This window comes from Virgibacillus tibetensis (assembly GCF_036026595.1).
Lineage (GTDB): Bacteria > Bacillota > Bacilli > Bacillales > Amphibacillaceae > Virgibacillus_P > Virgibacillus_P tibetensis.
This window is the reverse complement of sequence record NZ_JARZFX010000003.1, coordinates 183,733-207,042: the sequence shown is the minus strand read 5'-3', so window position 1 is coordinate 207,042 and position 23,310 is coordinate 183,733. Positions and strand designations below refer to the sequence as shown.

The window sequence follows — 23,310 nt, the reverse complement described above, 5'->3', positions numbered from 1 at the left end:
CCGTGTCACCGTAAGGCGCAGGGGTGGGATTCTCAAAAATAACACATTATGAATGGGATTTTATAAGAATATCAAATCCATCATTACCATTTTCAATAAATGCCTTTTTAGGTGCTTTTACAATATAAAGAACATATAAAAAGTCAATAAAGGTTATACCAATATGAACACAAGTAAATAAGAGTATATATACGGAATAATCAATGAACAAGTAACTTGCTGCGATGCCTGGAATTGTAATTAACAAAGTCGGAGCAAGGGCTACAATTAAAGATGCTTTTTTTGTTAAGTGAAATTTCGTATAATAATTTAAAATGGGAAGTATTTTGTTTTTTCCTTTATATATTATTTTAAGACGTTTTTTCATTAAGATTAGTGGTAAAATATGCATAAGTGAATGCAATGTAGGCAACAGGATTAAAGATATTATGAATGGCAGGAACCCTGCTTCATTTGTGTGATTCGTACCCTGTGCTATAGAAATTGGGACATAAAGAAAAATAAAGGATAGTAAACCGATCAAAAATGATACAATGTACAACCTGCTATGCCCAAATTCTTTTGTCAGATTTATTGATTTCCAGCAGTTCATTTTTGATCCCTCCAATACATACTGTAATTCTTATGAACGCTTTATGAATCATAGTATGTTTAGAGGGAAAAAGCAAGACTTTTTCAGCCATTCTTTTTATAAATTTTTAAATAGAATTTTTACTGTATTTTCATTGTATATAAGGGGGGTTTTTGGGTTGAAAGGAATAACTGATCATGCAACGTCATTTCACTTGAAATTACTTTCCGGAATTATGGATATGAACGAGTATCCAGTTATAAAATTAATGATAGAAAAAAATATTACAAACGAAGAATATGATGAACTATTTAATATGCTCCATGTGTTAAATTCGGACTATGAAGAACAAAAAGAAGAGGGCTTTCTTGATTTCACTTCCTTGCTCCTTCACTTTGCGGGAATGCTCAATGAGAGGTTAGAGCCGAATGAAACAATTTATGCATTGAAAAAGGAAGGGTATTTCCCAGCCATGTTAACGGAATTTATTCATATAATTGATACCGGAATACATGAACATAAAAGGTAATCTGTTGTGGAGATAGCTATTGACCCGCATTTTAAAATTTTTACTGATTTAGTTAAATAAATTAGATGGCCAAGCTGTTTATACTATATAAACAGCTGTTATAATGTTTAAAAACATCGTAACTATACGATGCAGTGAACTGGATTAAAAGTATTTCTGTCAGCCCGACCCACAGCTCACCTAGTCTTGTTTCATTTCCCTAAATAATGCTTCTACTTGTGTATGGAAGTCTATAATATCATTCAATCGATTATCTACAGATGCAAGGTCGTCGGTAAAGTCACTTCTCTTTTGTTCGACAAGGAGCTTATTAATCTCTACGAGAGAGTGATTTTGATGTTTTGTGGCATCTATCCATTTATTAATATACGTATTCATAAAGGTTTTAAACAGCTGTGTATTAGCCTGGAATAAATCTTTTCTTTCTCCTTTCTTCCACACTCGCGTGACAAGGTTTAACTCCAAGAGACTTCTTACACCAGTACTCATTGATGTTTTACTCTTTCCCATTGCATCACTCATATCATCTAAAGTCAAAGGTTTCTCTGACAAATATAAAAAAGCAAATAAACGTGCTTCTAAAGGTGTCAAATCGAACATTTCAATTGTTTTTGAGAATTCAACCATTATTTTATTTGTTACTTCTTCTTTTTTATTAACCTGCATAAAATCCTCCTAAACACTGATACATAAAGGTTACACTAAAATGATTTTTAATGAAAACAGGTGATTGGACAGTAATTGAGAGTAATTGCGAGGTATTCAAAGTAATCCCAATGTATTTTTCGTACAGTATAAACTGTACGAAAAATATAAACAAAATAAGCCAGATTTAAAGTTTGTATTGTATAGTTATTAGGTTTATAGTATTAAAGTAGCTCAATACGGATCGGATCCAATGAAATCTTAACGGGATTAACAAACTAACTTTGGATTTCATTCTTTTGCATGTATGTTATCTAATCTGAAAGTTGCGGGTCTATTATCATGGTTCGCAGATAATACGAAGCTAGAAATAAAAAAAGAGGTGAAAGATATGCCGGTAATTGAGGCTAAAAATTTATCAAAGATATTTGGTAAAAATCCGAAACAGGCTTTAAAGCTTCTGGATAAGGGATCTAGTAAAGAAACTATACTTAGTGAAACAGGGCATACAGTTGGGGTTAATAGAACTTCATTCTCTGTAGAAGCTGGGGAAATATTTGTAATTATGGGATTGTCTGGTAGTGGTAAATCAACGCTGGTACGATTGGTCAATCGTTTAATTGAACCTTCGGAAGGAAGTATCTTCGTTGATGGAGAAGATCTGGCAACGATGGATAAAAAATCATTACGAAGGGTTCGCAGAGAAAAAATGAGTATGGTGTTTCAGAAGTTTGCACTTTTCCCGCATCGTACTATTTTAGAAAATGCTGAATTTGGCTTGGAAATTCAAGACATGCCGAAAGAAGAGCGAAAGAAGAAAGCACTCGAAGCATTGGAGTTAGTTGGTCTAACAGACTATGCTTATCAAAAACCAAATCAACTATCAGGTGGTATGCAACAGAGGGTTGGTTTAGCCCGCGCTCTGGCTAATGATCCAGAAGTGCTGTTAATGGATGAGGCATTCTCTGCGTTAGATCCATTAATCCGCAAAGAAATGCAAGACGAACTAATTGATTTGCAGTCAACAATGAAGAAAACAATTTTATTTATTACACATGATTTGGATGAGGCCTTACGTATAGGTGATCGAATCGCTCTAATGAAGGATGGGTCAATTGTACAAATTGGCACACCAGAGGAAATTTTAGTAAACCCTGCGAATGACTATGTCGAGAAATTCGTAGAAGATGTAGATCGGTCTAAGGTTTTAACAGCTCAACATATCATGAAGCGCCCAGAAACAGTTAATGTAGATAAACATGGACCGCGTGTAGCATTAGAGCGAATGCGTGAAGAAGGACTGTCAAGTATTTATGTAGTTGACAGCAAACGGAATCTAAAAGGTTATATAACAGCAGATGATGCTTTGGAAGCACGTAAGAATGAGATCAGCAACCTTGAAGATATTTTAAAGAACGATATACCAAAAGTAGATAAAGAAACTTCCATGAATGAAATATTTAATATTATTCATGATTCACCAATTCCGGTTGCCGTTATAGAAGATGGCAAACTGATAGGTATTATTGTGCGGGGAGCAGTTATTGCTGCACTTGCCGGAGATGGCGAGGTGAACTTAGATGTTTGATGCAATAATGGATTTTATTCCGAGAATACCAATTGCAGAAGGAACGAAACGTGGTACAGATTGGGTAACTGAAAAGTTTTCATTCTTGTTTAATCCAATTAAAGAACATTTTGGAAATTTCATGGACATTACATCTGATGCTTTATCGGCAATCCCTCCGGTTATCATAATCATTTTAGCTGCATTGTTTACCTTTTTTATCACTGGAAAGAAATTTGGATTAGCAGCATTTTCTATTGTTGGATTATGGTTGATTTATAACCAGGGTCTCTGGGAACATCTAATGAGTACATTTACTCTCGTATTAATAGCAAGTGTACTATCCATAATGATAGGAGTTCCTGTTGGTATACTAATGTCTAAGAGTAAAACAGCTGAAACAATTATTACTCCGGTATTAGACTTCATGCAGACAATGCCTGCATTTGTATACTTAATCCCAGCTGTTGCCTTTTTCGGCATAGGAATGGTACCTGGTGTGTTTGCATCGTTAATCTTTGCTACACCACCAACCGTGCGTTTTACGAATCTGGGTATCCGTCAAGTATCCAGAGAGCTGGTAGAAGCATCTGAAGCATTTGGCAGTACGGGATCACAGAAATTATTTAAAGTTGAGCTCCCGATGGCCAAGGCTACCATAATGGCTGGGATCAACCAAACAGTTATGCTGGCATTATCTATGGTTGTAATTGCATCCATGATTGGTGCGCCGGGGCTTGGAAGAGAAGTTCTCTCTGCACTGCAGCGTGCCCAGGTAGGAACAGGTTTTGTTGCAGGTCTGGGAATAGTTATTTTAGCGATTATTATTGATCGCGTTACGCAAAATTTAAACCGTAAGAAAGACGCTTAATTAATTGTTGGTACCTTTTCTATAGGAAAAGTTTCCATAGATATAAAATTGTAAAAGGGGAGATTTATAGTTATGTTCAAACTTAACTGGAAACGTCTTGGTATTGCTACCGGACTTTCATTAACATTATTCGCAGCAGGTTGTGGATCAGATGACGACGCAACTGATAACGGCACAGATGGAGCATCAGACGGTGCAGCAACAGAAGAAGGTCAGGAAATTGAATTAGCTTACGTAGAATGGGATTCTGAAATTGCATCAACAAATGTAATTGGTAAAGTATTGGAAGACCAGGGCTATGATGTTAAATTAACACCTCTTGATAATGCTGTTATGTGGGAAGCAGTTGCTAATGGTGAAGCAGACGGCATGGTCGCTGCATGGTTACCGGCAACACATGGTACACAGTTTGAAGCATACGGAGATCAGGTTGTAGATCTGGGTGCTAACTTAGAAGGTGCTAAAATTGGTTTAGTTGTACCTGAATACATGGAAGCTAATTCAATTGCAGATTTAACAGATGAAGATGACAGCAGGATTACTGGTATAGAGCCGGGAGCTGGTGTCGTAGGGGCTGCTGAGCAAGCTCTTGAAGATTATGCCAATTTGGATGGCTGGGAAGTTCAGACATCATCCAGTGGTGCAATGGCAACAGAATTAGGCAGTGCTATTAATAGTGAGCAACCCATTATTGTTACTGGTTGGACGCCACACTGGAAATTTGCTGAATACGATCTTAAGTACTTGGAAGATCCAGAAGGCACATTTGGTGATGAAGAAATTATTGCAACAATGGTTCGTGAGGGCTTAGAAGAAGATCTGCCAAACGCAACTAAAATTCTCGATCAGTTCAACTGGACAACTGAAGACATGGAGTCTGTAATGCTTGAAATTTACAATGGTGCTTCTCCAGAAGATGCAGCAGCAACTTGGGTTGAAGACAACCAGGATAAAGTAGACGAATGGCTTGAAGGCATTGAGTAAATAGTAAAGATATAATATTTTAGATAGAAGGTAGAAGTGATCCATTAGAGTAATTGCTCTGCATGAATCTGCAATAATTTCTGACTGAGCGTTGAATACAACTATCATAGCCAAATTCTAAAAGAATGTGACTGTAGCTGTTTATGAAAAGTATTGCAGCATCAAAGTGAGGGAGTTTTGCGATTACACGACTAAGTAGTTTTTGGTACAAAACATACCAACTGCTCAATTAATAGGAACAAAGATTAACAACAAGAGCCAAAAAGAAAAGAGCTTTCTCAGTGGAGAAAGCTCTATACTTATTGTTTCTTTACTTTTTCTTCGAGGTCTTTCAGGCTGGATTCAATTTGCTCTAGGTATTGATGTATATTTTCCTGATGGGGTTCTACTGTTTGTTTCCATTCCTGTACAGACTTTTTCATTTCTTGAGTCAGTTCTTTAATCAGTGCAGCACCTTCCTTCGATGTCTCTGTAATTTGGTTTTTAAGGCGCATTCCATCCTCTTTCAAATTAGCTAACATATCCTTCCATTCTAATCCTTGATTTTTCACACGACCGCGCAAGTCTTTACCGGAAGAAGGGGTGCTTAATAATGTAGCGGCAGCACTTACTGCACCCCCAACCATAAGTCCTAGTAGTAATGATTTTCCTTTTGACATATTTATACGCTCCTTTCTGTCTCTTATTATATCTTTTCCTCTTTTTGCTGTCCTATCAAACCTATTTCGTAACGTAAGGATAATTAATTTAAGCAGACACTAAATTTCTAGGGATATGTATTTTTAAAAAAATCCTCTGACATACTGCGTGCCAGAGGATTTTACGATCCATTTCATTAGGTAACAGTAATTGGTTGCGACCTCTTCATGATCCCTTGAACTACAGGATAGACTACAATCATGATTAGTGTGTTGACAGCCGCTGCAGGTAAGACTACTGCCAGGAATAGAGCAATAAATCCACCTTCCATCATCCCTAGAATGAATAACGCTACGCTCAAGAATATCGCGCCACTGACCATCGTACCGATAGCAGTCAGAACAGGTGCACTAATAGTAGTGCTGACTCTTTTTCTTACTAACAGAAATAATGTTAGAAACACCAGTGCTGTAATTGGTTTATCGATGAGGTTAGCTATTTGGCCACCAGGTGCAGCTGTTGTTAACGCAGATATAACTCCAGTAACAATAGCTAATAGAGCGACGTATTTTGCCTTGGGGAATAAAAGAATCCCTAAAAACATCATCGATAACAGCATATCAGGTTTCACCCCGAATAAAATAGGCGGAACTACAGCATGCAATACGGCACCAATCCCTACTAACAGTGACAATATGACCAAAATTCTTGTATTCATTTATAACTCTCCTCTTCTCAGCTTCACTCAGCTCAATTTTTAGATTATTTCTCAACTGTACACTCATTGTCAGTTGCAGAAACGTATAGTTATTATACCAAATAAATCAATAAATAAAAAGTACTAATTTTCTGATACCTGCAAATCTCTCAATTATTCATTTCTGCACTACACAACTATTTTTTCATTGATGTCTTTGGCGATTTGCTGTAAATCTTCTGCTGTGTAATCATCTGCATGAACAGACCAATTAGATGAGTATCCATCTCCCTCACCATAGCGTGGAATAAGATGGATATGTAAATGAAAAACAGACTGATCTGCAGGCTTTTCATTATTGTTTAACAAGTTCATACCGATAGGCTTATATACTTCTTTGATAGCGTTTGCTATTATGGGTACTCGGCCAAACAGTTCACTGGCAATTTCCGGTGAGGTTTCATAAATATTCTTCGTATGTGTTTTTGGAATTACAAGTGTATGCCCCTTCGTTACCTGACTTATGTCCAGGAAAGCATAGACATGTTCGTCTTCGTATACTTTAGCCGAAGGTATTTCCCCATCAATAATCTTACAAAAGATACAATCTTCATGACTCATTGAAATCACCACTCCTTAGCTTTTTATAGTAATCTAATTGTATATAGAAACAGGTGGTAAAGTAAAGCAAAGGACATTTAAAACAAGGCGCTTTTCGTAATGATTGTAGCTTTTCATTGTCATAGTTGATATAAAAGACGATGTAACTGCTATGTTGATTTCCACTCCGCACAGTCGCTTTCCGCGGGCACGGCTTCAGCCTCCTCGCGGAAAATCACCGCTGCGGGGTCTTCAGACACGTGCTGTTCCCGCAGGAGTCGACTGTCCTACGCTCCAATCAACTGCCATAATAGTGGGAATTCATGTTTCATGTTTTGACCAATAAAGTGATCACTATCGTTCCATTATTGGACATCACATCAGCGGCGGAAATACACGGAGACTCCTCGAAAATATAAAACGCATTTTCTTCGTGCGATGTATCGCTACGCAGCTTTCCTTGTCCTGCGGGAGGAAAGGCATAGGTGAGACCGCGAAGTGCTTGAGCACAAGTTGGCTCACCAGCCCCCAGCGGCAAAGAAAACACTGCAAAGTAAACGAAGTGAAGCTGAGCAGATGTTGCACTTGTACCCGGAGTGGTGAAAGCGACTGTCCGGAGTGGAAATCAACATAGCACTTACATCGTCTTTTATAGATTTTGTGTCAAAAACAACATTACTTTTCGGTGGGGCGAACCAAAGGTGCAGTCCCAACTATTGTGGTGGGAGAGTAATCGCAAAACACCTCACTGAAATACTGCTATGCTTTTGTACCGAGTAATCGCAGGTACAGGTAGTCCCAATCTTTTAGAAAACGGCTTAAAACAAAGAAACAGGCATAGCCCATATTTCTATGGACCAGCCTGCTTTAAGAAGAAGGAGGATGTTAGTAACATCTAAAGTTTGGGGACAGTAAACAAATTTGTTTTTCTTCTAAGTCATACTGCACTTATTACTCAACATATTTAGTTTACAAAAACGTTTTTGCCAGCATCTCATTTCGCTTGAGATGTATACCGGCAAAAGAGTTCTATATCATTAGAGTGTCGATCACTAACACCTCATTTACGCTTTTTACACGAAATTTCTTGTAGTGACTTTTACATCCTCGCTTCTTCAGTTATTATTTTGAACCTATTTGTTTCTTTTATACATACAAAAAAATATTGTCGAAAATAAACGTACAGTTTACTTTGGATTTCACTCCTAATAATGATAAAATTAATAGGAGAAAGAGGAGGTACCATTGTGGAATCATTATTACATATTGAAAACCTCTACGGAGGGTATACACATAAGAACATCTTACACGGGATATCCTTTGATGTTTATCCGAAAGAAATTGTTGGATTGATTGGATTAAATGGTGCTGGAAAAAGTACTACAATAAAACACGTAATTGGATTGATGCATGCAAAGAAAGGATCTGTTTCTGTAAGTGGCAGGACTTTTCAGGAGGATCCTACAAACTATCGAAGTCAGATGGCTTACATACCTGAGATGCCAATTTTATATGATGAATTAACACTTTATGAGCATCTTCGATTAACAGCAATGGCTTATGACATCCCAGAAGCTGCTTTTGAAAAACGGCTCCAGCCACTATTAAAAGAATTTCGTATGGAGAAGAAGTTAAATTGGTTTCCCGTACATTTTTCTAAAGGGATGCGCCAAAAAGTAATGATCATGTGTGCTTTTTTGATTGAGCCTCCATTGTATATTGTCGATGAGCCATTTGTAGGTCTAGATCCATTGGGGATTCAGTCTTACTTGGAACTGATGGAGCAAATGAAAGTGAAGGGTTCGGGTGTTTTGATGTCTACACATATTTTGGCGACTGCAGAACGCTATTGTGATCGATTTATCATTTTACATGATGGGGCTATTCGTGCAATGGGTACATTGGAAGAATTGCGTGAGAGCTTTAATATGCCTGGGGCTGCTCTCGATGATTTATATGTAGCACTTACGAAGGAAGAAGATAACCATGTTTAACTCGCATGAGTTTTTTAAAAAGCGGTTTTCTGCACATTTAAAAGAGACAAGCCGTTACATGCGATACATTTTTAATGGCCATATTATGGTAGCTTTGCTTTTCTTCATTTCCGCATTAGCTTATTACTATCAGCAATGGTTAGAGCAGCTTCCACCTGATTTTCCTACATCACTTATTTTGGGAGTGATACTTGGTCTGCTGGTCAGCTATAGTCCAGTCAGAACGCTATTGAAGGAACCGGACTTAGTCTTTTTAATTGCTGCTGAAAATAAAATGTATGCTTATTTTCGTGATGCGCTTCTATATAGTTTTGTTATTCAGCTGTATATCATCCTGCTTGTAGCAGCTGCGTTTGGACCTTTATATTTTGCATCATTTCCTGATCGTGCTGGTAATATTTATTTGTTAACTATTGCCGTTGTGCTTATTTTAAAAGTAGGAAATTTAGTTGCCAATTGGTGGATGCTGAAGGTAAGAGAACCTGGGATAAGACGGATTGACCTTTTGGTCCGTACACTGCTAAACATGGCAATTTTTTATTTTATTGTAAATGGTGACATGCTTTTGGCAGGAGTTACCACCACTTTGTTTACACTTATTTTTTTGTATGATTTGTATGTTTCCCGAAAACAGCCAGGGATTGTATGGGATCTGTTAGTTGAGAAGGATCAAGTCAGAATGCAATCTTTTTATCGTATTGCGAATATGTTTGCAGATGTTCCTCATTTGAAAAACCGTATTAAAAAACGTCAGTGGCTTGTTTCGATTGTGAGCAGGGTTCCTTTTACAAATGATATGACATTCGATTATTTATATCGTATTACCTTTGTTCGCAGCGGGGATTATCTGGGCATGTATTTCCGGTTAATTCTGATAGGAGGAATAGCCGTCTATTATATTCCAAATATATGGATGAAGGTAATCTTTTCCCTATTGTTTTTATACCTCAGCTGTTTCCAAATGATGACATTGTACCATCATCACCGAACGATAATGTGGATGGATCTTTATCCAGTTGATCTGAATTTACGCAAGAAAGCGTTAGTCAAATTATTGTATCAATTAACAGCTATACAAGCGGTGTTGTTTTCGTTATTATTCGTGGGTATGCAGGAATATGGTGGTTCAGTTATCGTTTTGGGTGGCGGAATTGCGTTTAGCTTCTTATTTATTAACGGTTATGTAAAGCGGAAATTAGAATAGAAAAAGGTGTTCCAATTGGAACACCTTTTCTTCTTTTCATGAGGCTACGCAGGTTGTTTCTAGCTTTGATATGCAAAATAAGCCTGGATCAGTGTTTTGGCAGCAATAGGCAGCGCACGCTCGTCAATATCAAACTTGGGATGGTGGTGTGGATAAGGATTACCTTCCTTATGGGCACCTGTAAAGAAGTACGCCCCTGGCTTTTTCATCGTATAGTAGGCAAAATCTTCACCACCCATAACAGGTATAACCTCTTCTGCTGTGTGAATTTCTTCAATTTCTTTACTTGCTTCTAGAACCAATGCTGCTTCCCGTTCATGGTTTATTAACGGTGGATATCCTTTTAAATAATTGAATGTGTATGACGCATCGTTGGAAACACATGTCCCTTTAATGATTTTTTCCATTTCGTTAATTACAAGTTCTTGTATGTCTGCATTGAGGTAACGAACTGTGCCGACCAGTGTTGCTTTGTCAGCTATAATATTAAATGAATTACCTGCATGGAAAGTACCTACCGTTACAACAGCTGTTTCTAAAGGGTCCAGCCGTCTGCTTACAATTTGCTGAAGCTGGGAAATTACTTCAGAAGCAATTACGATGGCATCCTTTGTTTCATGTGGATATGCACCATGCCCGCCTTGACCCTGTATCGTTATTTCAAATCTGTCAGCACCAGCCATGAAGACATTTTTGGATGTTTGTAACACCCCTAATGGAAGGGTTGCCCATAGGTGGGTTCCAAACACGGCATCGACGTGATCAATAGCTCCTGAATCTACTATTGGCTTCGCGCCACCTGGGGCGTATTCTTCAGCATGCTGGTGCAAAAATACGATAGTCCCTGGCAACTCCTCTTGATAGCTCTTCATTACCTTGGCAAGGATAAGCAAAGTAGCTGTATGGCCATCGTGACCACAGGCATGCATAACACCATCTACCTTTGATTTATAGGGAACATCCTTTTCATCCTGGATGGGCAATCCATCAAAATCAGCTCGTAAAGCAACAGTTTTTCCGGGTTTACCACCTTTTAAAGTTGCGATTACCCCATTACCGCCAACCTTAGTCTCATATGGAAGACCAAGTTCTTCATAAAAGTCAGCAATATACTTCGCTGTTTTGGTTTCATGGAAAGAAAGCTCAGGGTACTGATGTAAATACCTGCGTATATTGACCATTTCAGGATATAACGTATCAATTGATGTATGTATTTTTTTAAGCAAAGAAAAGACCTCCTCATTTTTTAACTATTACAATAGTATACCAGTTTAATCAACAAAATTAAAAGGATGGCCAAGCGGCCATCCTCGTCGTTTTATATTACTTAAGAAAAACGTGGGTCTTCGAGTAATCGTTCAATTTCTTCTTTGTGGTGGGTTTCATCGGAAATCAGGTCTTCCAGCTTTACCACCAGTTCGGTATAACCTAAATTCTCTGCTTGTTCTTTACGTTTTTCATAACGCTCAATGGTATCCGATTCCGATTTCAAGGTTGCTTCCAGCAGGTCTTTTACATCAGTGGGCTGTGGTATATCAGCTGATTTTGTAGTAGGAGTTCCACCAAGTGATTTAATTTTTTCCGACAAATACAATGCGTGTCCCAGTTCGTCTGTGATTTCTGCTTCAAAAAAAGGTTTTAGTGCAGAACGATATAGACCAGAGACGACCGATGCACTGTAAGTATACTGAATTGCAGCCCCATACTCATGTGCTAAATCTTCATTTAACCCATTAATTAATTCTTGTAAGTCTTTATTCATATTATCCCCTACCTTTATATAATTTAATTCTATATAACTGTTTCCCGTATGCAGTTTTTTAAAACCTGTAACTAGGGTATTATGAAACAAAGGGGGGTGTGAGCGTGGTTACTAAACGAACCGGTAGTATTATTTTCTTATTGGCTCTTTTAACAGCTGTTATAATCGGCATATGGATCGTTAAAATTATTACAGGGAATGTTCCATATGTCGATCAATGGACCCGAGACCTTGTTGATACATTGGGTGTATCTACTATATATGCCCCCTTTCGCTGGATAACTAATTTAGGCTCTGAGCCGTTTTTATTGCCATTTACAATTATCGTTGCTGTCATTTTATGGGGGCTATTTAGGGACTGGCTTCCAGCCTTGTTTTTTGCTGGTGGAACATTGGCTGCACATATGCTGAATATGTTATTAAAACATCTAGTAAACCGAGATAGACCCAGTATTTTGATTGCAGCGAATGCTGAAGGGCACAGCTTTCCATCAGGACATGCAATGATACCAATGGTTTGTTATGGATTGCTGGCTTATTTCGTTTCAAAAAAGATTCATTCGAATAAAGTAAAGTTTGGTTTTCAATTTTTCTTCGCACTTTTGGTATTTCTAATTGGTATTAGTCGATTTGTTATAAATGTTCATTATTTAACTGATGTGGCAGCAGGTTTCTTTATCGGATTTATCTGTTTATTCGGGTTGATTTACCTTTATGAATGGATACAAAAACGTCGGTCTCCGTCTTGAGGCTGAGATAAAAGCATTCTGAAGATGGTTTCTCCTGAGACTAAAAATAAGTAAGATAGAAATAAGAAAAGTTGAGGAGGAGCTATCATGGACATAGCTGCTAATGATCAACAAACACAGGTACGTTTCCTGTCTTTAAAAATCATAATTTTCTATTTTAAATTATGAATGTCTCTACAGGGTTGGTGCCTGCGTCCTTTATAATGATCTCAATCCTGATAACAGCTGGTGTAGACATGTAATTAATTAGTATCGTTAGTGGTATGATTATTAAGCTTATCGCGATTTATAATTTAAAAAATAAAAAAATACTTACTTTTAAGTAGAGGTGAAAATAGATGAGAAGTTTTGTGCGTTATTTTTTGGCGATACTCCTAATTGCATTAGGAGTCATGTTAGTTTTAACAAACTTAGGGTTATCTGATTATAATTTTAATACATTCTGGCATTATATTTATCCATTGTTTTTCGTTGTAATTGGAGTGAAATGGTTCGTTGATTACTTGCGAAAAAAAGGGGGGAGTTGGGTATTTGGATCTTTTTTTCTACTATTCGGCGCACTGCTTTTGCTCGACCGTTTTGACATGATAATTTTTGCTTTTAGAGATATCTTTAAATTATGGCCTTTATTAATTGTTTATATCGGATTTATGTTAATTGGATTTTCAAAAGGTAACGTTATTTATGTTGGTGGAAAAGGCAAAGGTAAGGGCAAAGGAAAAGCGTATTACAATAATAAATCTTCGTTTTCGATTGGAACTCATGAATACAGTGAACCCAATTGGAAAGTCCAACCAATGAATGTAAGTAATCTGGCAGGAGATTTTTATTTTGATTTTACAAAAGCATTTATACCGGAAAAAGAAATCCCGGTCAGGATTAGTTCGCTTGCAGGTGATGTGAATATCGTAATGCCTGAAAATGTCGATTTCAGAGTTGAGGCGTCTATTAAGGCAGGGGAAATCGATGTGGTTGGACAAAAGGTTGATGGCATAAACCGCACGCTTACTTATGAGTCACTAAATTATGATAAAGCTGTAAGGAAAATTGATTTTACTATTAAATTAAAAGCCGGATCGATACGGATCGATCAAGTGTAGAGGGGGGATTTGATATGAAGAGAAGATTTTCAAGCATACGCTACCTTTTCATCCGCTCTCACATATCAGGCTTGTTTATTACGACAGTTACAATTCTATCGATATTATTATCCATTTATGTATTATTCAGTCCAGAATGGCTGTCTCCGGCAGGCATTTTCCTATTCATAGCTTTATATGCAGTATTAGGTCTGGTCATTTCTATATACACCGGATTTACATCTAGTGGCAATATGAAATCAAGGCTGGATTCCATTTCAGTTTTAATAACCCAGTTTGCAAATGGTAATTATAGTTCCAGTGTTCGTTTTGAAGAGGATGACGAGATTACTAGAATCGGTAAAGAACTAAATGAGTTGGGGAAAAAGCTGCTGGATCAAGTAAAGTCCCTGCAGCGAATGGCAGATGAGAAATCAGAGTTTGCAAGAACAGCACATAAATCTGCGGTTATTGAAGAAAGGCAGCGGTTAGCAAGGGACTTGCATGATGCGGTAAGTCAGCAGCTGTTTGCCTTAACGATGATGTCCGAAGCAGCCGTAAAACAATTGGAAAAGAATCCGGATATTGCTAAATCGCAAATGCAGGAAGTGGCAGCTGCTGCACTGCAGTCACAAACTGAAATGCGAGCCCTTTTACTGCATTTAAGACCAGTTCATTTATCAGGTGAATCATTGCCGAAGGGGGTTAAACAGCTGATTTCTGAGCTAAAGCAAAAGAGTCAGATTGATTTCAAGGTTTCTATATCAGATGATTTGATACTTTCAGAAACCATCGAAGAGCATGTATTTCGGATTATTCAGGAGTCCTTATCAAATATACTGCGACATGCGCAAGCAACCGAGGTAAAGATAGATTTATCCATTCGTTCCAAAGAGTTATTTATACATATTCGCGATGATGGAAAAGGTTTTGATGTAACGAATGATACGGAACGAAAAACATCTTATGGGTTGAAGACGATGCGGGAACGCAGTGAAGAACTGGGCGGAACCTTCACACTTCGTTCTAATATTGATGAAGGTACCTATATCGATATACGAATTCCATGTTAGTTCATAAGGGGGAGAATTGTATGGTAAGGGTAGTTGTAGTGGATGATCATGAGATTGTTCGAAAAGGAATTATAGCCTATTTACAAACGGACGAATCAATTGATGTCGTAGGAGAAGCCTCCAGTGGGAATGAAGGGGCAGCCATCATTATTAAAGAAAAACCAGATGTTGTACTGATGGATTTAATCATGGAGAATGGGACAGGGATTGATGCTACAAAAAAAGTAATGGAACAATTCCCAGCATGCAGAATTATTATTCTTACGAGCTACTATGATGATGAACAAATTTTTCCTGCGATTGAAGCAGGGGCATTTAGCTATATTCTAAAAACATCTTCGGCCACGGATATTGCTAATGCAATAAAAAAAGCGGCCATCGGGGAAAATGTCATTGAACCAAAAGTGGCTGGTAAAATGATGTCAAATTTCCGTAAAGAACAAAGAAAGTTACATGACGAGCTTACAGAACGTGAATTGGAAGTACTCTTATGTATAGGTAATGGGATGACAAATCAGGAGATTAGTGAAAAACTATATATCGGTATTAAAACAGTTAAAACGCATGTCAGCAACATACTGTCTAAACTGGATGTTAATGACCGTACGCAAGCGGCTGTTTATGTCCACAAAAACCATATGATGAAATAATAGGATGACAGCATGGTTGGCAGACGGTTTTCGTCTGCCCTTTTTTAAGCAATTCCTTTGTTTTTTTAATCAGTTATTTGTATAATACAAAAGTAATCGAAGAGGGGAATGTGTATATATGGCACAATTGACTAAAAAAGCAGAGAACCTGTTAATGTTGCTTTGGGCTCAGGCTTTTGTTGCTTTATCAGGCAGCTTGTTTTATTCAGAGATAATGGGCTATATACCATGTGAACTCTGCTGGATACAGCGTGTGTTAATGTACCCACTTGTGGTAATATATGGACTGGCTGCTATTAAAAAAGAAATATCGATTGCCTTACCAGGACTAGTGCTAAGTGGAATTGGTATACTTGTATCTACTTATCACTACTTGGTACAGAAATTGCCGGCGTTACAAGAAGCAGGCGGCGCATGTGGATTAGTTCCTTGTAACGTAACTTACGTCAATTACTTTGGATTTATTACCATTCCGTTTTTAGCCGGAACAGCTTTTATTATAATTTTTGTGCTGCATCTTATCTTACTGAAACAGCAAAGGGGGACGAAACAGTGAAAAAGAAGATGATAATCTTTACTAGTGTCATCGTTCTATTGTTTGTAGCGTTATATTTTATTATTGACTACAAAAATAATCAGGCTTTAGAGAATAACGATAACCCATACGGTACAACCAATTTGGATCAGGCGACAATTGATCAGTTGGACAATCCATTGTATAGTAATCAAATTTTACCTGAAGATCTTACTAGCAAAATAGAAAGTGGAGAAGAGGCAACGGTTTACTTCTATAGTCCTACATGTATTTACTGTCAACAGACCACACCGTATCTTGTGCCTTTAGCGGAAGAAAATGATATCGATATGAAGAAATTCAATCTATTGGAGTTCGGTAATGAAGGAAGCAGATATGTGATCGAATCTACTCCAACTCTTGTGCACTATGAAAATGGCGAGGAAGTTTCCCGTATAGTAGGTCAACGGTCAGAAGAAGAATTTCAGGCGTTCTTTGATCAATACGTAAATTAAGAACGACATGCCACACATATGAAGCTGCAACTCGCTCATATGCTTGATAGTGAGATTCACCCTCCCTGCCTGCAGCAGGGCGGGAGGCAGGATAGTACAAATGGACGCTACTTGGCTTGGAACCAGGTAGCGTTCTTCATTCTTCCCGGTTCAGCATATGATAGGTTGTAATAAAAGGTCTGTCGGCGAAGTATGCCGGTGGCTTTGTACCTTGACCTTGATGTGATTTCTTAAATTCCTCTGAATTTTTCCAGTTCTCAAAGTCCTGAGCAGATGCCCATTGTGTAACGACAACATAGGTGTTCCCTTTATCGGGCTTTAAAAAACGAACCGCCTGGAATCCCGGCATCATGTCCACATCATTTTGTCTTTGTTTGAAACGATCTTCAAAAGCAGCTCTTCCATCATCTGTAACAGGGATATTATTCATAACAACATAACCTTCTGTTTGAATTGCCCCCTTTTGAATGAGTACCTCGTAGGCTCTGCCAGAAGAGAAGATATTCTTTTTATGATCCTCATAATAGGCCAATCCTCCGGCATTACTGCTCATCAAATGAAAATTAACTGCCGGGTGTTGATCATCCAGCTTCTTTAAAAAATCCACTGTTCCGTTTGTCATATATGCTTTCATTATATTCGCCCCTCTCTTCTACATTATATGATTATAGTACCCAATGAGTAAATGGAATAAGCATAAGCCGTTAGAAAGTAATTGAAATAATTCTTAAATAAGATGAAGTACTATCCTTTTAGATTGTCGAAAATTATCGTATAATACAAGGGTAGATGTGTAGAGGTGAACAAATGGGCAATTTACATAAAAAGAAAAGAAAATGGTTTTCAGGTAAAGTAAAATGGACTGTATATTTGTTCATTTTCAGTATAATACTGGGCCTGATTGGCTATGCGGCAATCCTGTACGGTGGACGATTAGTAGTAGACGAGCAGGATCTTATACTGGATGCAACGACTATTGTTGAAACGAGAGATGGGGAAGTAATCGGCAAGCTTTACAATGAAAATCGATCACTTGTTGGAATTGAAGAGGTTCCTGAACATGTTATAAATGCATTTCTAGCTATTGAAGACAGACGATTTTATGAACATGCAGGAATTGACTTCAGATCTGTGGCACGTGCCGTATATCGTGATATTATTGCGATGAGTAAAGTAGAGGGCGCTAGCACGATTACACAACAACTTTCAAAGAATTTATTTTTACACAATGATAAAACATGGATGCGCAAAACGAAAGAAGCGATGGCATCAGTATACTTAGAAAGAAAGCTTTCAAAAGATAATATATTGGAGCTGTATGTAAATCAAATTTACTATGGACATGGTATTTACGGAGTGGAAACTGCTTCCCAACATTTTTTTTCAAAACCAGTGAGTGATCTTACAGTAGCAGAAGGTGCACTATTAGCGGGACTTGCTAAAGCACCTAATGGCTATTCACCAGTCAATCAACCAGAGAAAGCATTAACCAGAAGAAATGTAGTACTTAGATCTATGGAGAATGCAGGAATGATTACTGCTGAGAAAAGGCTTCAGGAAGAAGGAAAAACATTAGGCTTGAGTATTACCGAGAGGGAAGCCAGGCCCTGGATGGATAGTTATATTGATCTAGTTATGAAGGAAGCGGCTGAGAAACACCAGTTATCCATCAACGAGTTGAAACGTGGGGGCTATCGGATTGTTGTAAATATAGATAAGGATGTCCAGCAAATTGCCTACGAGCAATTTGAGAATGGAGACTATTTCCCAGGAAATACAGATGGCGTTGAAGGTGCCTTCGTTATGATGGAACAAGAAACAGGAAGGATAGTCTCGGCGATTGGGGGCAGAGATTATCAACTAGGTGATTTGAATCGTGTCACAGTTACCAGACAACCGGGGTCAACAATCAAGCCTATCGCAGTATATGGGCCGGCAATGATGCTGCAAGATGGGAAGTACCATCCCTATTCTATCATTCCGGATCAACAAAAAGATTTTGATGGCTATACGGTGGCAAATGCGGATAATCAGTATGAAGGTGCGGTATCCATCTATGATGCCTTAATCTATTCTAAAAATGCCCCAACTGTCTGGCTGCTTGATCAAATTGGCGTAAAGTATGCAAAGGATTATCTTAGTGAGCTTACTATTTCTATAGAAGACAATGGTTTAGCCATTGCATTGGGCGGGTTAACAGAAGGGATTACTCCTGTGGACATGATGGAAAGCTATGGCGCTTTTTCAAGAGATGGAGAGGTTGTGGAATCCTCTACAATTGACCGGTTATATAACCGGGATAAGGAAATGATTTTCCAAGGGAACCCAAGTACGAACGAAGTGTTCAGTCCACAAGTTGCCTGGAATATGACTGAAATTTTACTGGAAACGGTAAGGCATGGCACAGCAACAGCTGGCGACTATTCGAAAGCACTTGCTGGTAAGACGGGATCAACCCAGCATCCGATTATAGAAGGCCAAACTAAGGATGCATGGTTTGTAGGCTACACACCAGAGTATGTGTCAGCACTTTGGATGGGCTACGATAAAACGGATAAGGACCATTTTTTGACCGGGGGAAGTGAATTTCCGACAAGACTTACAAAGGCCATCCTAACAGAAATGGATAAGAAAACACCACTGGCAGAACACTTCAGCAAACCTGCTAATGTAACAGCATTACCTAAGCCAATAAGATTACCACAGATTACTAATTTGGAAGCTGATTTTTCGCTTGGAGGTTTTTCGATAGTACGAGGTAAGTTAACATGGGAAGGGTCAGAGGATGAGCGTATTATATATCGTATCTACCAGGATAAGGAAGGAATTGATGAGCGAGTTGGTGAAGTAGAAGGAACAAACGAATTCTTCATCACAGCTAATTTTTTCCGGGCGACTTCGTATTATGTTGTGCCATATGACCCGTTAACAAAAATGGAAGGTAAAAGATCGGAATCAGTCGAGTTGTCATGGTAATTTAGACAAATCTATGACAATCATCCGGCTTTACTATACAGTTGTGATATAAATAGATATAGTTATTAGTAGAGTGTTTTTGTACGTAGAAGATAGTGTAAAGGATGGATTATATGTCGAAGAAAATTAACGATACAATTATTAGAGCTTATAATGGGGAAAAAACAGATTATACACCAGCATGGTTTATGCGCCAGGCTGGAAGATCGCAACCGGAATACCTTGAAATTAAGGAGAAATATTCATTATTTGAAATTACCCATCAGCCTGAGCTTAGTGCTTATGTTACTCGGTTACCGGTTGAACAGTATGGGGTTGACGCAGCAATTCTTTATAAAGATATTATGTCACCATTACCCGCAATAGGTGTAGATGTCGAAATAAAATCCGGTATTGGTCCGGTTATCCATAATCCAATTACTAATTTTCAGGATATTGAAAAGTTAGGAACGATTAATCCAAAGGCTGACATCCCTTATGTACTGGATACCATTCGTCTTTTAACAGAGGAACAGCTTGAAGTTCCGTTAATCGGGTTTAGTGGAGCTCCCTTCACATTGGCTAGTTATATGATTGAAGGCGGTCCATCCAAAAATTACAGCAAAACAAAAGCATTTATGTACCGGGACTCTGCAGCATGGTTTGCCTTAATGGATAAATTAGCTGATATGACAATTACGTATGTAGAAGCACAAATTGAAGCAGGAGCCAAAGCAATACAAATATTCGATTCATGGGTTGGCGCGCTTAATGCTGCGGATTACCGTTTCTTTATTAAGCCTGTAATGACCAGAATCTTTACCGAATTAAGGAAGCAGGGCGTCCCATTAATTATCTTTGGAATAGGCGCACGTCACCTGTTGCTGGAATGGGATGACTTACCTGTTGATGTTATTGGACTGGATTGGCGCACATCCATTACAGAGGCTCGTGAAATGGGCATAACAAAGGTAGTGCAAGGTAACTTGGATCCAACCATTTTATTAACAGAATGGGAAACGATTGAAAAAAGAACACAAGGTATTTTGGATGAAGGTATGGAACAGGGCAAACACGTTTTCAACTTGGGCCATGGTGTAACTCCTGATATTAAGCCAGCTACTTTAAAGAAGTTGACTGAATTTATTCATACGTATTCAAAACGCTAAGCTGACTCAGAAGTGAATTTTCAAAAAGAGGTGCTGAAAATGGGAAAACAAAAGATGGGTTTACTTGTAATGGCATATGGAACACCATACAAGGAAGAAGATATTGAACGTTACTATACACATATTCGTCATGGAAGAAAGCCGGCAGAGGACGCCCTGCAGGATTTAAAAGACCGTTATAAAGCCATTGGTGGCATCTCCCCGCTGGCAAGAATAACAGAACTGCAAACAAAAGCGATAGAGGCAAACTTGAATGCTGCGCAGGATGAATATGAATTTAAAGCGTATATTGGTTTAAAACATATTGAACCATTCATTGAGGATGCAGTTGAGGAGATGGCTAAAGACGGAATAAAGCAGGCAGTCTCTCTCGTACTCGCTCCACATTATTCAACCTTTAGTGTGCAGTCATACAATCAACGTGCGAATGATGAAACAGCTAAATATGATATCCAAATTGGTTCTGTTGAAAGCTGGTATGACGAGCCCGGGTTTATTAAATACTGGTCAGACCAGATCACTGGTGTATATGGTCAAATGACAGAAGAAGAGAAGCAAAAGGCAGTTCTTATTGTTTCTGCGCATAGTCTGCCGGAGAAAATTCTGCAAAATGGCGACCCATATCCTGAACAGCTTGAAGAAACAGCAAGGCTGATTTCTGAGCAAACAGGAATTAGAAACTATGAAATCGGCTGGCAAAGTGAAGGTAATACACCTGATCCGTGGCTGGGTCCGGATGTACAGGATTTAACACGGGACCTGTTTGAGCAAAAAGGATACCGTTCCTTTGTATACGCACCAGTTGGTTTTATCTCTGATCACTTAGAAGTTCTGTTTGATAATGATTATGAATGTAAAGTTGTATGTGATGAGATAGGCGCAAACTATTACCGTCCAGAAATGCCTAACGTAAATCCCTTGTTTATTGATACTCTAGCGCAAGTTGTGTTAAAAAAGGTAAAGCGTGAATCGTAATGGAAACTAAAACTATCGTAATTGTAGGTGGCGGAATAACAGGCTTATCTGCCGCCTATTATTTACAAAAAGAGATTAAAAGACATAACCTTCCCCATAAGGTTAAGCTAGTTGAGGCAAGTGATCATTTAGGTGGAAAAATTAAGACGGTAAAGCGCGATGGTTTTACAATTGAGCGGGGCCCCGATTCATTTCTTGCAAGAAAGAAGCCAGCTGTAAAGCTTGCTGAAGAACTAGGTATGACAGATCAACTGGTTCGCAATGGCACAGGTCAATCGTATATTTTAGTTCGAAACAAGCTGCATAAAATGCCCAGTGGAGCTTTCATGGGCATCCCGACACAAGTGCGGCCATTTTTATTTTCAGGAATTTTTTCACCGGTTGGAAAACTGCGAGCCGGCTTTGATTTTATTTTACCAAGAAGCAAAGAGGTAAGTGATCAGTCCCTTGGTCAATTCTTTCGCCACCGTTTTGGTGATGAATTGGTAGAAAATCTGATAGAACCATTATTATCGGGAATTTATGCGGGTGATATTGACGAGATGAGCTTAATGGCTACATTCCCTAACTTTTATCAACTGGAGCGGGAGCACCGCAGTCTGATTAAAGGGCTACAGAAAACAATTCCGAAAGCTAAGAAGTCCACTGGGAAAAAGCCAGGCATGTTTTATTCATTTAAAAATGGGCTGGAGTCATTAGTAGAGAGTTTAGAGCAAACGATAGAAGATGGCACCATTTCCATCAATGCTGCAGTTGATCATGTGGAGAAGAAGAAGCATGGCTATCACTTGTTATTGAGTAATGGAGAAGTGTATAAGGCTGACGCTGTTATTATGGCGACACCTCATTACACCTTGCCAAAAATGTTCAGTCAGTATGAATTCTTTAAGGTATTTAAGGAAGTACCTGCAACATCTGTAGCAAATGTTGCCCTAGCATTTGATAAATCAGCAATCAAGAAGGCCATTGACGGCACAGGGTTTGTTGTTTCACGTAATAGTGATCATCGTATAACAGCTTGTACATGGACACACAAAAAGTGGCCAGCAACTACTCCGGAAGGCAAAGTGCTGTTACGATGCTATGTAGGAAGGCCTGATGACCAGGAAGTTGTTAATTTATCCGATGATGAAATTGTTGAAATAGTATTAAAAGATCTCAATAAAACCATGAACATAACTGTTGAACCAGAATTCAGTGTAATTACAAGATGGAAAAATGCAATGCCACAGTATACGGTGGGACATAAAGAGCGTATTGCAAAGGTGAGAGACAAAGCGAGTGAGCATTTGCCTGGTGTATTCTTAACAGGAAGCTCATTTGAAGGTATTGGCCTGCCTGATTGTATAGACCAAGGTGAAAAAGCAGTTGCCGAAGTATTGGATTTTTTAAAAGGATAATTGTGACTAATGTGCTGGCTTCCGAGTGAATATTAATTCACTTGGAGCCGGTTTTCTTTTATTTTGATTCCAAATAAGCATGCAAAATGCACGTTATACATAAGAACTTAAAACGAGGGACAAAAGAGGAATTATTCAGGAAAATCCGAACATTAACGCCTGAGCAAA

24 protein-coding genes are annotated in these 23,310 nt (G+C 38.4%); 16 read left to right on the top strand and 8 right to left on the bottom strand.

Annotated features, from left to right (window positions below; translation table 11 throughout):
* Positions 1-46: 46 nt before the first annotated feature.
* Entirely contained in the window at positions 47-592 is a 546-nt protein-coding gene (locus QGM71_RS09310) for a DUF3267 domain-containing protein (RefSeq protein ID WP_327607267.1), read from the bottom strand.
* A 157-nt stretch (positions 593-749) separates the two neighbouring features.
* Between QGM71_RS09310 and QGM71_RS09305 the strand changes: the two genes are divergently transcribed.
* Complete coding sequence (locus QGM71_RS09305) at positions 750-1,100, top strand: DUF1878 family protein (protein ID WP_327607266.1); 351 nt, start codon at positions 750-752, stop codon at positions 1,098-1,100.
* A gap of 180 nt (positions 1,101-1,280) precedes the next feature.
* On the opposite strand, the gene QGM71_RS09300 is transcribed toward QGM71_RS09305, so the two are convergent.
* On the bottom strand, positions 1,281-1,766 hold the full coding sequence (locus QGM71_RS09300) for a GbsR/MarR family transcriptional regulator (protein ID WP_327607265.1): 486 nt from the start codon (positions 1,764-1,766) through the stop codon (positions 1,281-1,283).
* A gap of 370 nt (positions 1,767-2,136) precedes the next feature.
* Here QGM71_RS09300 and QGM71_RS09295 point away from each other — a divergent pair, with 370 nt between their 5' ends.
* From QGM71_RS09295 to QGM71_RS09285, 3 genes are all read left to right on the top strand, one after another.
* On the top strand, positions 2,137-3,333 hold the full coding sequence (locus QGM71_RS09295) for a quaternary amine ABC transporter ATP-binding protein (protein ID WP_327607264.1): 1,197 nt from the start codon (positions 2,137-2,139) through the stop codon (positions 3,331-3,333).
* Positions 3,326-4,183, top strand: a complete 858-nt coding sequence (locus tag QGM71_RS09290; RefSeq protein ID WP_327607263.1) for an ABC transporter permease — start codon at positions 3,326-3,328, stop codon at positions 4,181-4,183. Before QGM71_RS09295 ends, QGM71_RS09290 begins: the two co-directional genes overlap by 8 nt.
* Before the next feature lie 72 nt (positions 4,184-4,255).
* The gene (locus tag QGM71_RS09285) at positions 4,256-5,167 is read left to right on the top strand and encodes a glycine betaine ABC transporter substrate-binding protein (protein WP_327607262.1); all 912 of its coding nucleotides are present in this window, start codon (positions 4,256-4,258) and stop codon (positions 5,165-5,167) included.
* 299 nt (positions 5,168-5,466) lie between these two features.
* Here QGM71_RS09285 and QGM71_RS09280 read toward each other — a convergent pair whose 3' ends face one another.
* The 3 genes from QGM71_RS09280 to QGM71_RS09270 all read right to left on the bottom strand — a co-directional run bounded on the left by QGM71_RS09280 (position 5,467) and on the right by QGM71_RS09270 (position 7,124).
* Positions 5,467-5,826, bottom strand: a complete 360-nt coding sequence (locus QGM71_RS09280) for a YtxH domain-containing protein (RefSeq protein ID WP_327607261.1) — start codon at positions 5,824-5,826, stop codon at positions 5,467-5,469.
* 176 nt (positions 5,827-6,002) lie between these two features.
* Complete coding sequence (locus QGM71_RS09275; RefSeq protein ID WP_327607260.1) at positions 6,003-6,524, bottom strand: tryptophan transporter; 522 nt, start codon at positions 6,522-6,524, stop codon at positions 6,003-6,005.
* A gap of 168 nt (positions 6,525-6,692) precedes the next feature.
* Positions 6,693-7,124 carry an HIT family protein gene (locus tag QGM71_RS09270; RefSeq protein ID WP_327607259.1) on the bottom strand — a complete coding sequence of 144 codons (432 nt, stop codon included), beginning with the start codon at positions 7,122-7,124 and terminating at the stop codon, positions 6,693-6,695.
* 1,226 nt (positions 7,125-8,350) lie between these two features.
* Here QGM71_RS09270 and QGM71_RS09265 point away from each other — a divergent pair.
* Positions 8,351-9,097 (top strand): ABC transporter ATP-binding protein, encoded by a 747-nt coding sequence (locus tag QGM71_RS09265; protein WP_327607258.1) that lies wholly within the window; start codon positions 8,351-8,353, stop codon positions 9,095-9,097.
* Entirely contained in the window at positions 9,090-10,301 is a 1,212-nt protein-coding gene (locus QGM71_RS09260; RefSeq protein ID WP_327607257.1) for an ABC transporter permease, read from the top strand. Before QGM71_RS09265 ends, QGM71_RS09260 begins: the two co-directional genes overlap by 8 nt.
* Before the next feature lie 59 nt (positions 10,302-10,360).
* On the opposite strand, the gene QGM71_RS09255 is transcribed toward QGM71_RS09260, so the two are convergent.
* Both QGM71_RS09255 and QGM71_RS09250 read right to left on the bottom strand, forming a co-directional pair.
* Entirely contained in the window at positions 10,361-11,527 is a 1,167-nt protein-coding gene (locus tag QGM71_RS09255; protein ID WP_327607256.1) for a M20 metallopeptidase family protein, read from the bottom strand.
* Between the two features lie 101 nt (positions 11,528-11,628).
* On the bottom strand, positions 11,629-12,063 hold the full coding sequence (locus tag QGM71_RS09250; RefSeq protein ID WP_327607255.1) for a ferritin-like domain-containing protein: 435 nt from the start codon (positions 12,061-12,063) through the stop codon (positions 11,629-11,631).
* 104 nt (positions 12,064-12,167) lie between these two features.
* Between QGM71_RS09250 and QGM71_RS09245 the strand changes: the two genes are divergently transcribed.
* The 6 genes from QGM71_RS09245 (at position 12,168) to QGM71_RS09220 (ending at position 16,643) form a co-directional block, all read left to right on the top strand.
* Positions 12,168-12,812, top strand: coding sequence for a phosphatase PAP2 family protein (locus QGM71_RS09245; RefSeq protein ID WP_327607254.1), 645 nt, complete (start codon positions 12,168-12,170; stop codon positions 12,810-12,812).
* 338 nt (positions 12,813-13,150) lie between these two features.
* Complete coding sequence (gene liaF / locus QGM71_RS09240; RefSeq protein ID WP_327607253.1) at positions 13,151-13,912, top strand: cell wall-active antibiotics response protein LiaF; 762 nt, start codon at positions 13,151-13,153, stop codon at positions 13,910-13,912.
* 14 nt (positions 13,913-13,926) lie between these two features.
* Positions 13,927-14,964 (top strand): sensor histidine kinase, encoded by a 1,038-nt coding sequence (locus QGM71_RS09235; RefSeq protein ID WP_327607252.1) that lies wholly within the window; start codon positions 13,927-13,929, stop codon positions 14,962-14,964.
* A gap of 20 nt (positions 14,965-14,984) precedes the next feature.
* Positions 14,985-15,614 carry a response regulator transcription factor gene (locus QGM71_RS09230; RefSeq protein WP_327607251.1) on the top strand — a complete coding sequence of 210 codons (630 nt, stop codon included), beginning with the start codon at positions 14,985-14,987 and terminating at the stop codon, positions 15,612-15,614.
* A gap of 118 nt (positions 15,615-15,732) precedes the next feature.
* Positions 15,733-16,170 carry a disulfide oxidoreductase gene (locus QGM71_RS09225; RefSeq protein WP_327607250.1) on the top strand — a complete coding sequence of 146 codons (438 nt, stop codon included), beginning with the start codon at positions 15,733-15,735 and terminating at the stop codon, positions 16,168-16,170.
* Positions 16,167-16,643, top strand: a complete 477-nt coding sequence (locus QGM71_RS09220; RefSeq protein WP_327607249.1) for a thioredoxin family protein — start codon at positions 16,167-16,169, stop codon at positions 16,641-16,643. Before QGM71_RS09225 ends, QGM71_RS09220 begins: the two co-directional genes overlap by 4 nt.
* A gap of 136 nt (positions 16,644-16,779) precedes the next feature.
* On the opposite strand, the gene QGM71_RS09215 is transcribed toward QGM71_RS09220, so the two are convergent.
* The gene (locus tag QGM71_RS09215) at positions 16,780-17,277 is read right to left on the bottom strand and encodes an antibiotic biosynthesis monooxygenase family protein (RefSeq protein WP_327607248.1); all 498 of its coding nucleotides are present in this window, start codon (positions 17,275-17,277) and stop codon (positions 16,780-16,782) included.
* 173 nt (positions 17,278-17,450) lie between these two features.
* Here QGM71_RS09215 and QGM71_RS09210 point away from each other — a divergent pair, with 173 nt between their 5' ends.
* From QGM71_RS09210 to hemY, 4 genes are all read left to right on the top strand, one after another.
* Positions 17,451-19,619: a transglycosylase domain-containing protein gene (locus QGM71_RS09210; RefSeq protein WP_327607247.1), complete on the top strand. Its 2,169-nt coding sequence runs from the start codon at positions 17,451-17,453 to the stop codon at positions 19,617-19,619.
* A gap of 113 nt (positions 19,620-19,732) precedes the next feature.
* Positions 19,733-20,767 carry a uroporphyrinogen decarboxylase gene (hemE, locus tag QGM71_RS09205; protein WP_327607246.1) on the top strand — a complete coding sequence of 345 codons (1,035 nt, stop codon included), beginning with the start codon at positions 19,733-19,735 and terminating at the stop codon, positions 20,765-20,767.
* A gap of 39 nt (positions 20,768-20,806) precedes the next feature.
* Positions 20,807-21,742 (top strand): ferrochelatase, encoded by a 936-nt coding sequence (hemH, locus tag QGM71_RS09200; protein WP_327607245.1) that lies wholly within the window; start codon positions 20,807-20,809, stop codon positions 21,740-21,742.
* A complete protein-coding gene (gene hemY, locus QGM71_RS09195) occupies positions 21,742-23,142 on the top strand; it encodes a protoporphyrinogen oxidase (protein ID WP_407703009.1) in 1,401 nt (466 codons plus the stop codon). The genes hemH and hemY overlap by 1 nt, the downstream gene beginning before the upstream one ends.
* Positions 23,143-23,310: the final 168 nt, after the last annotated feature.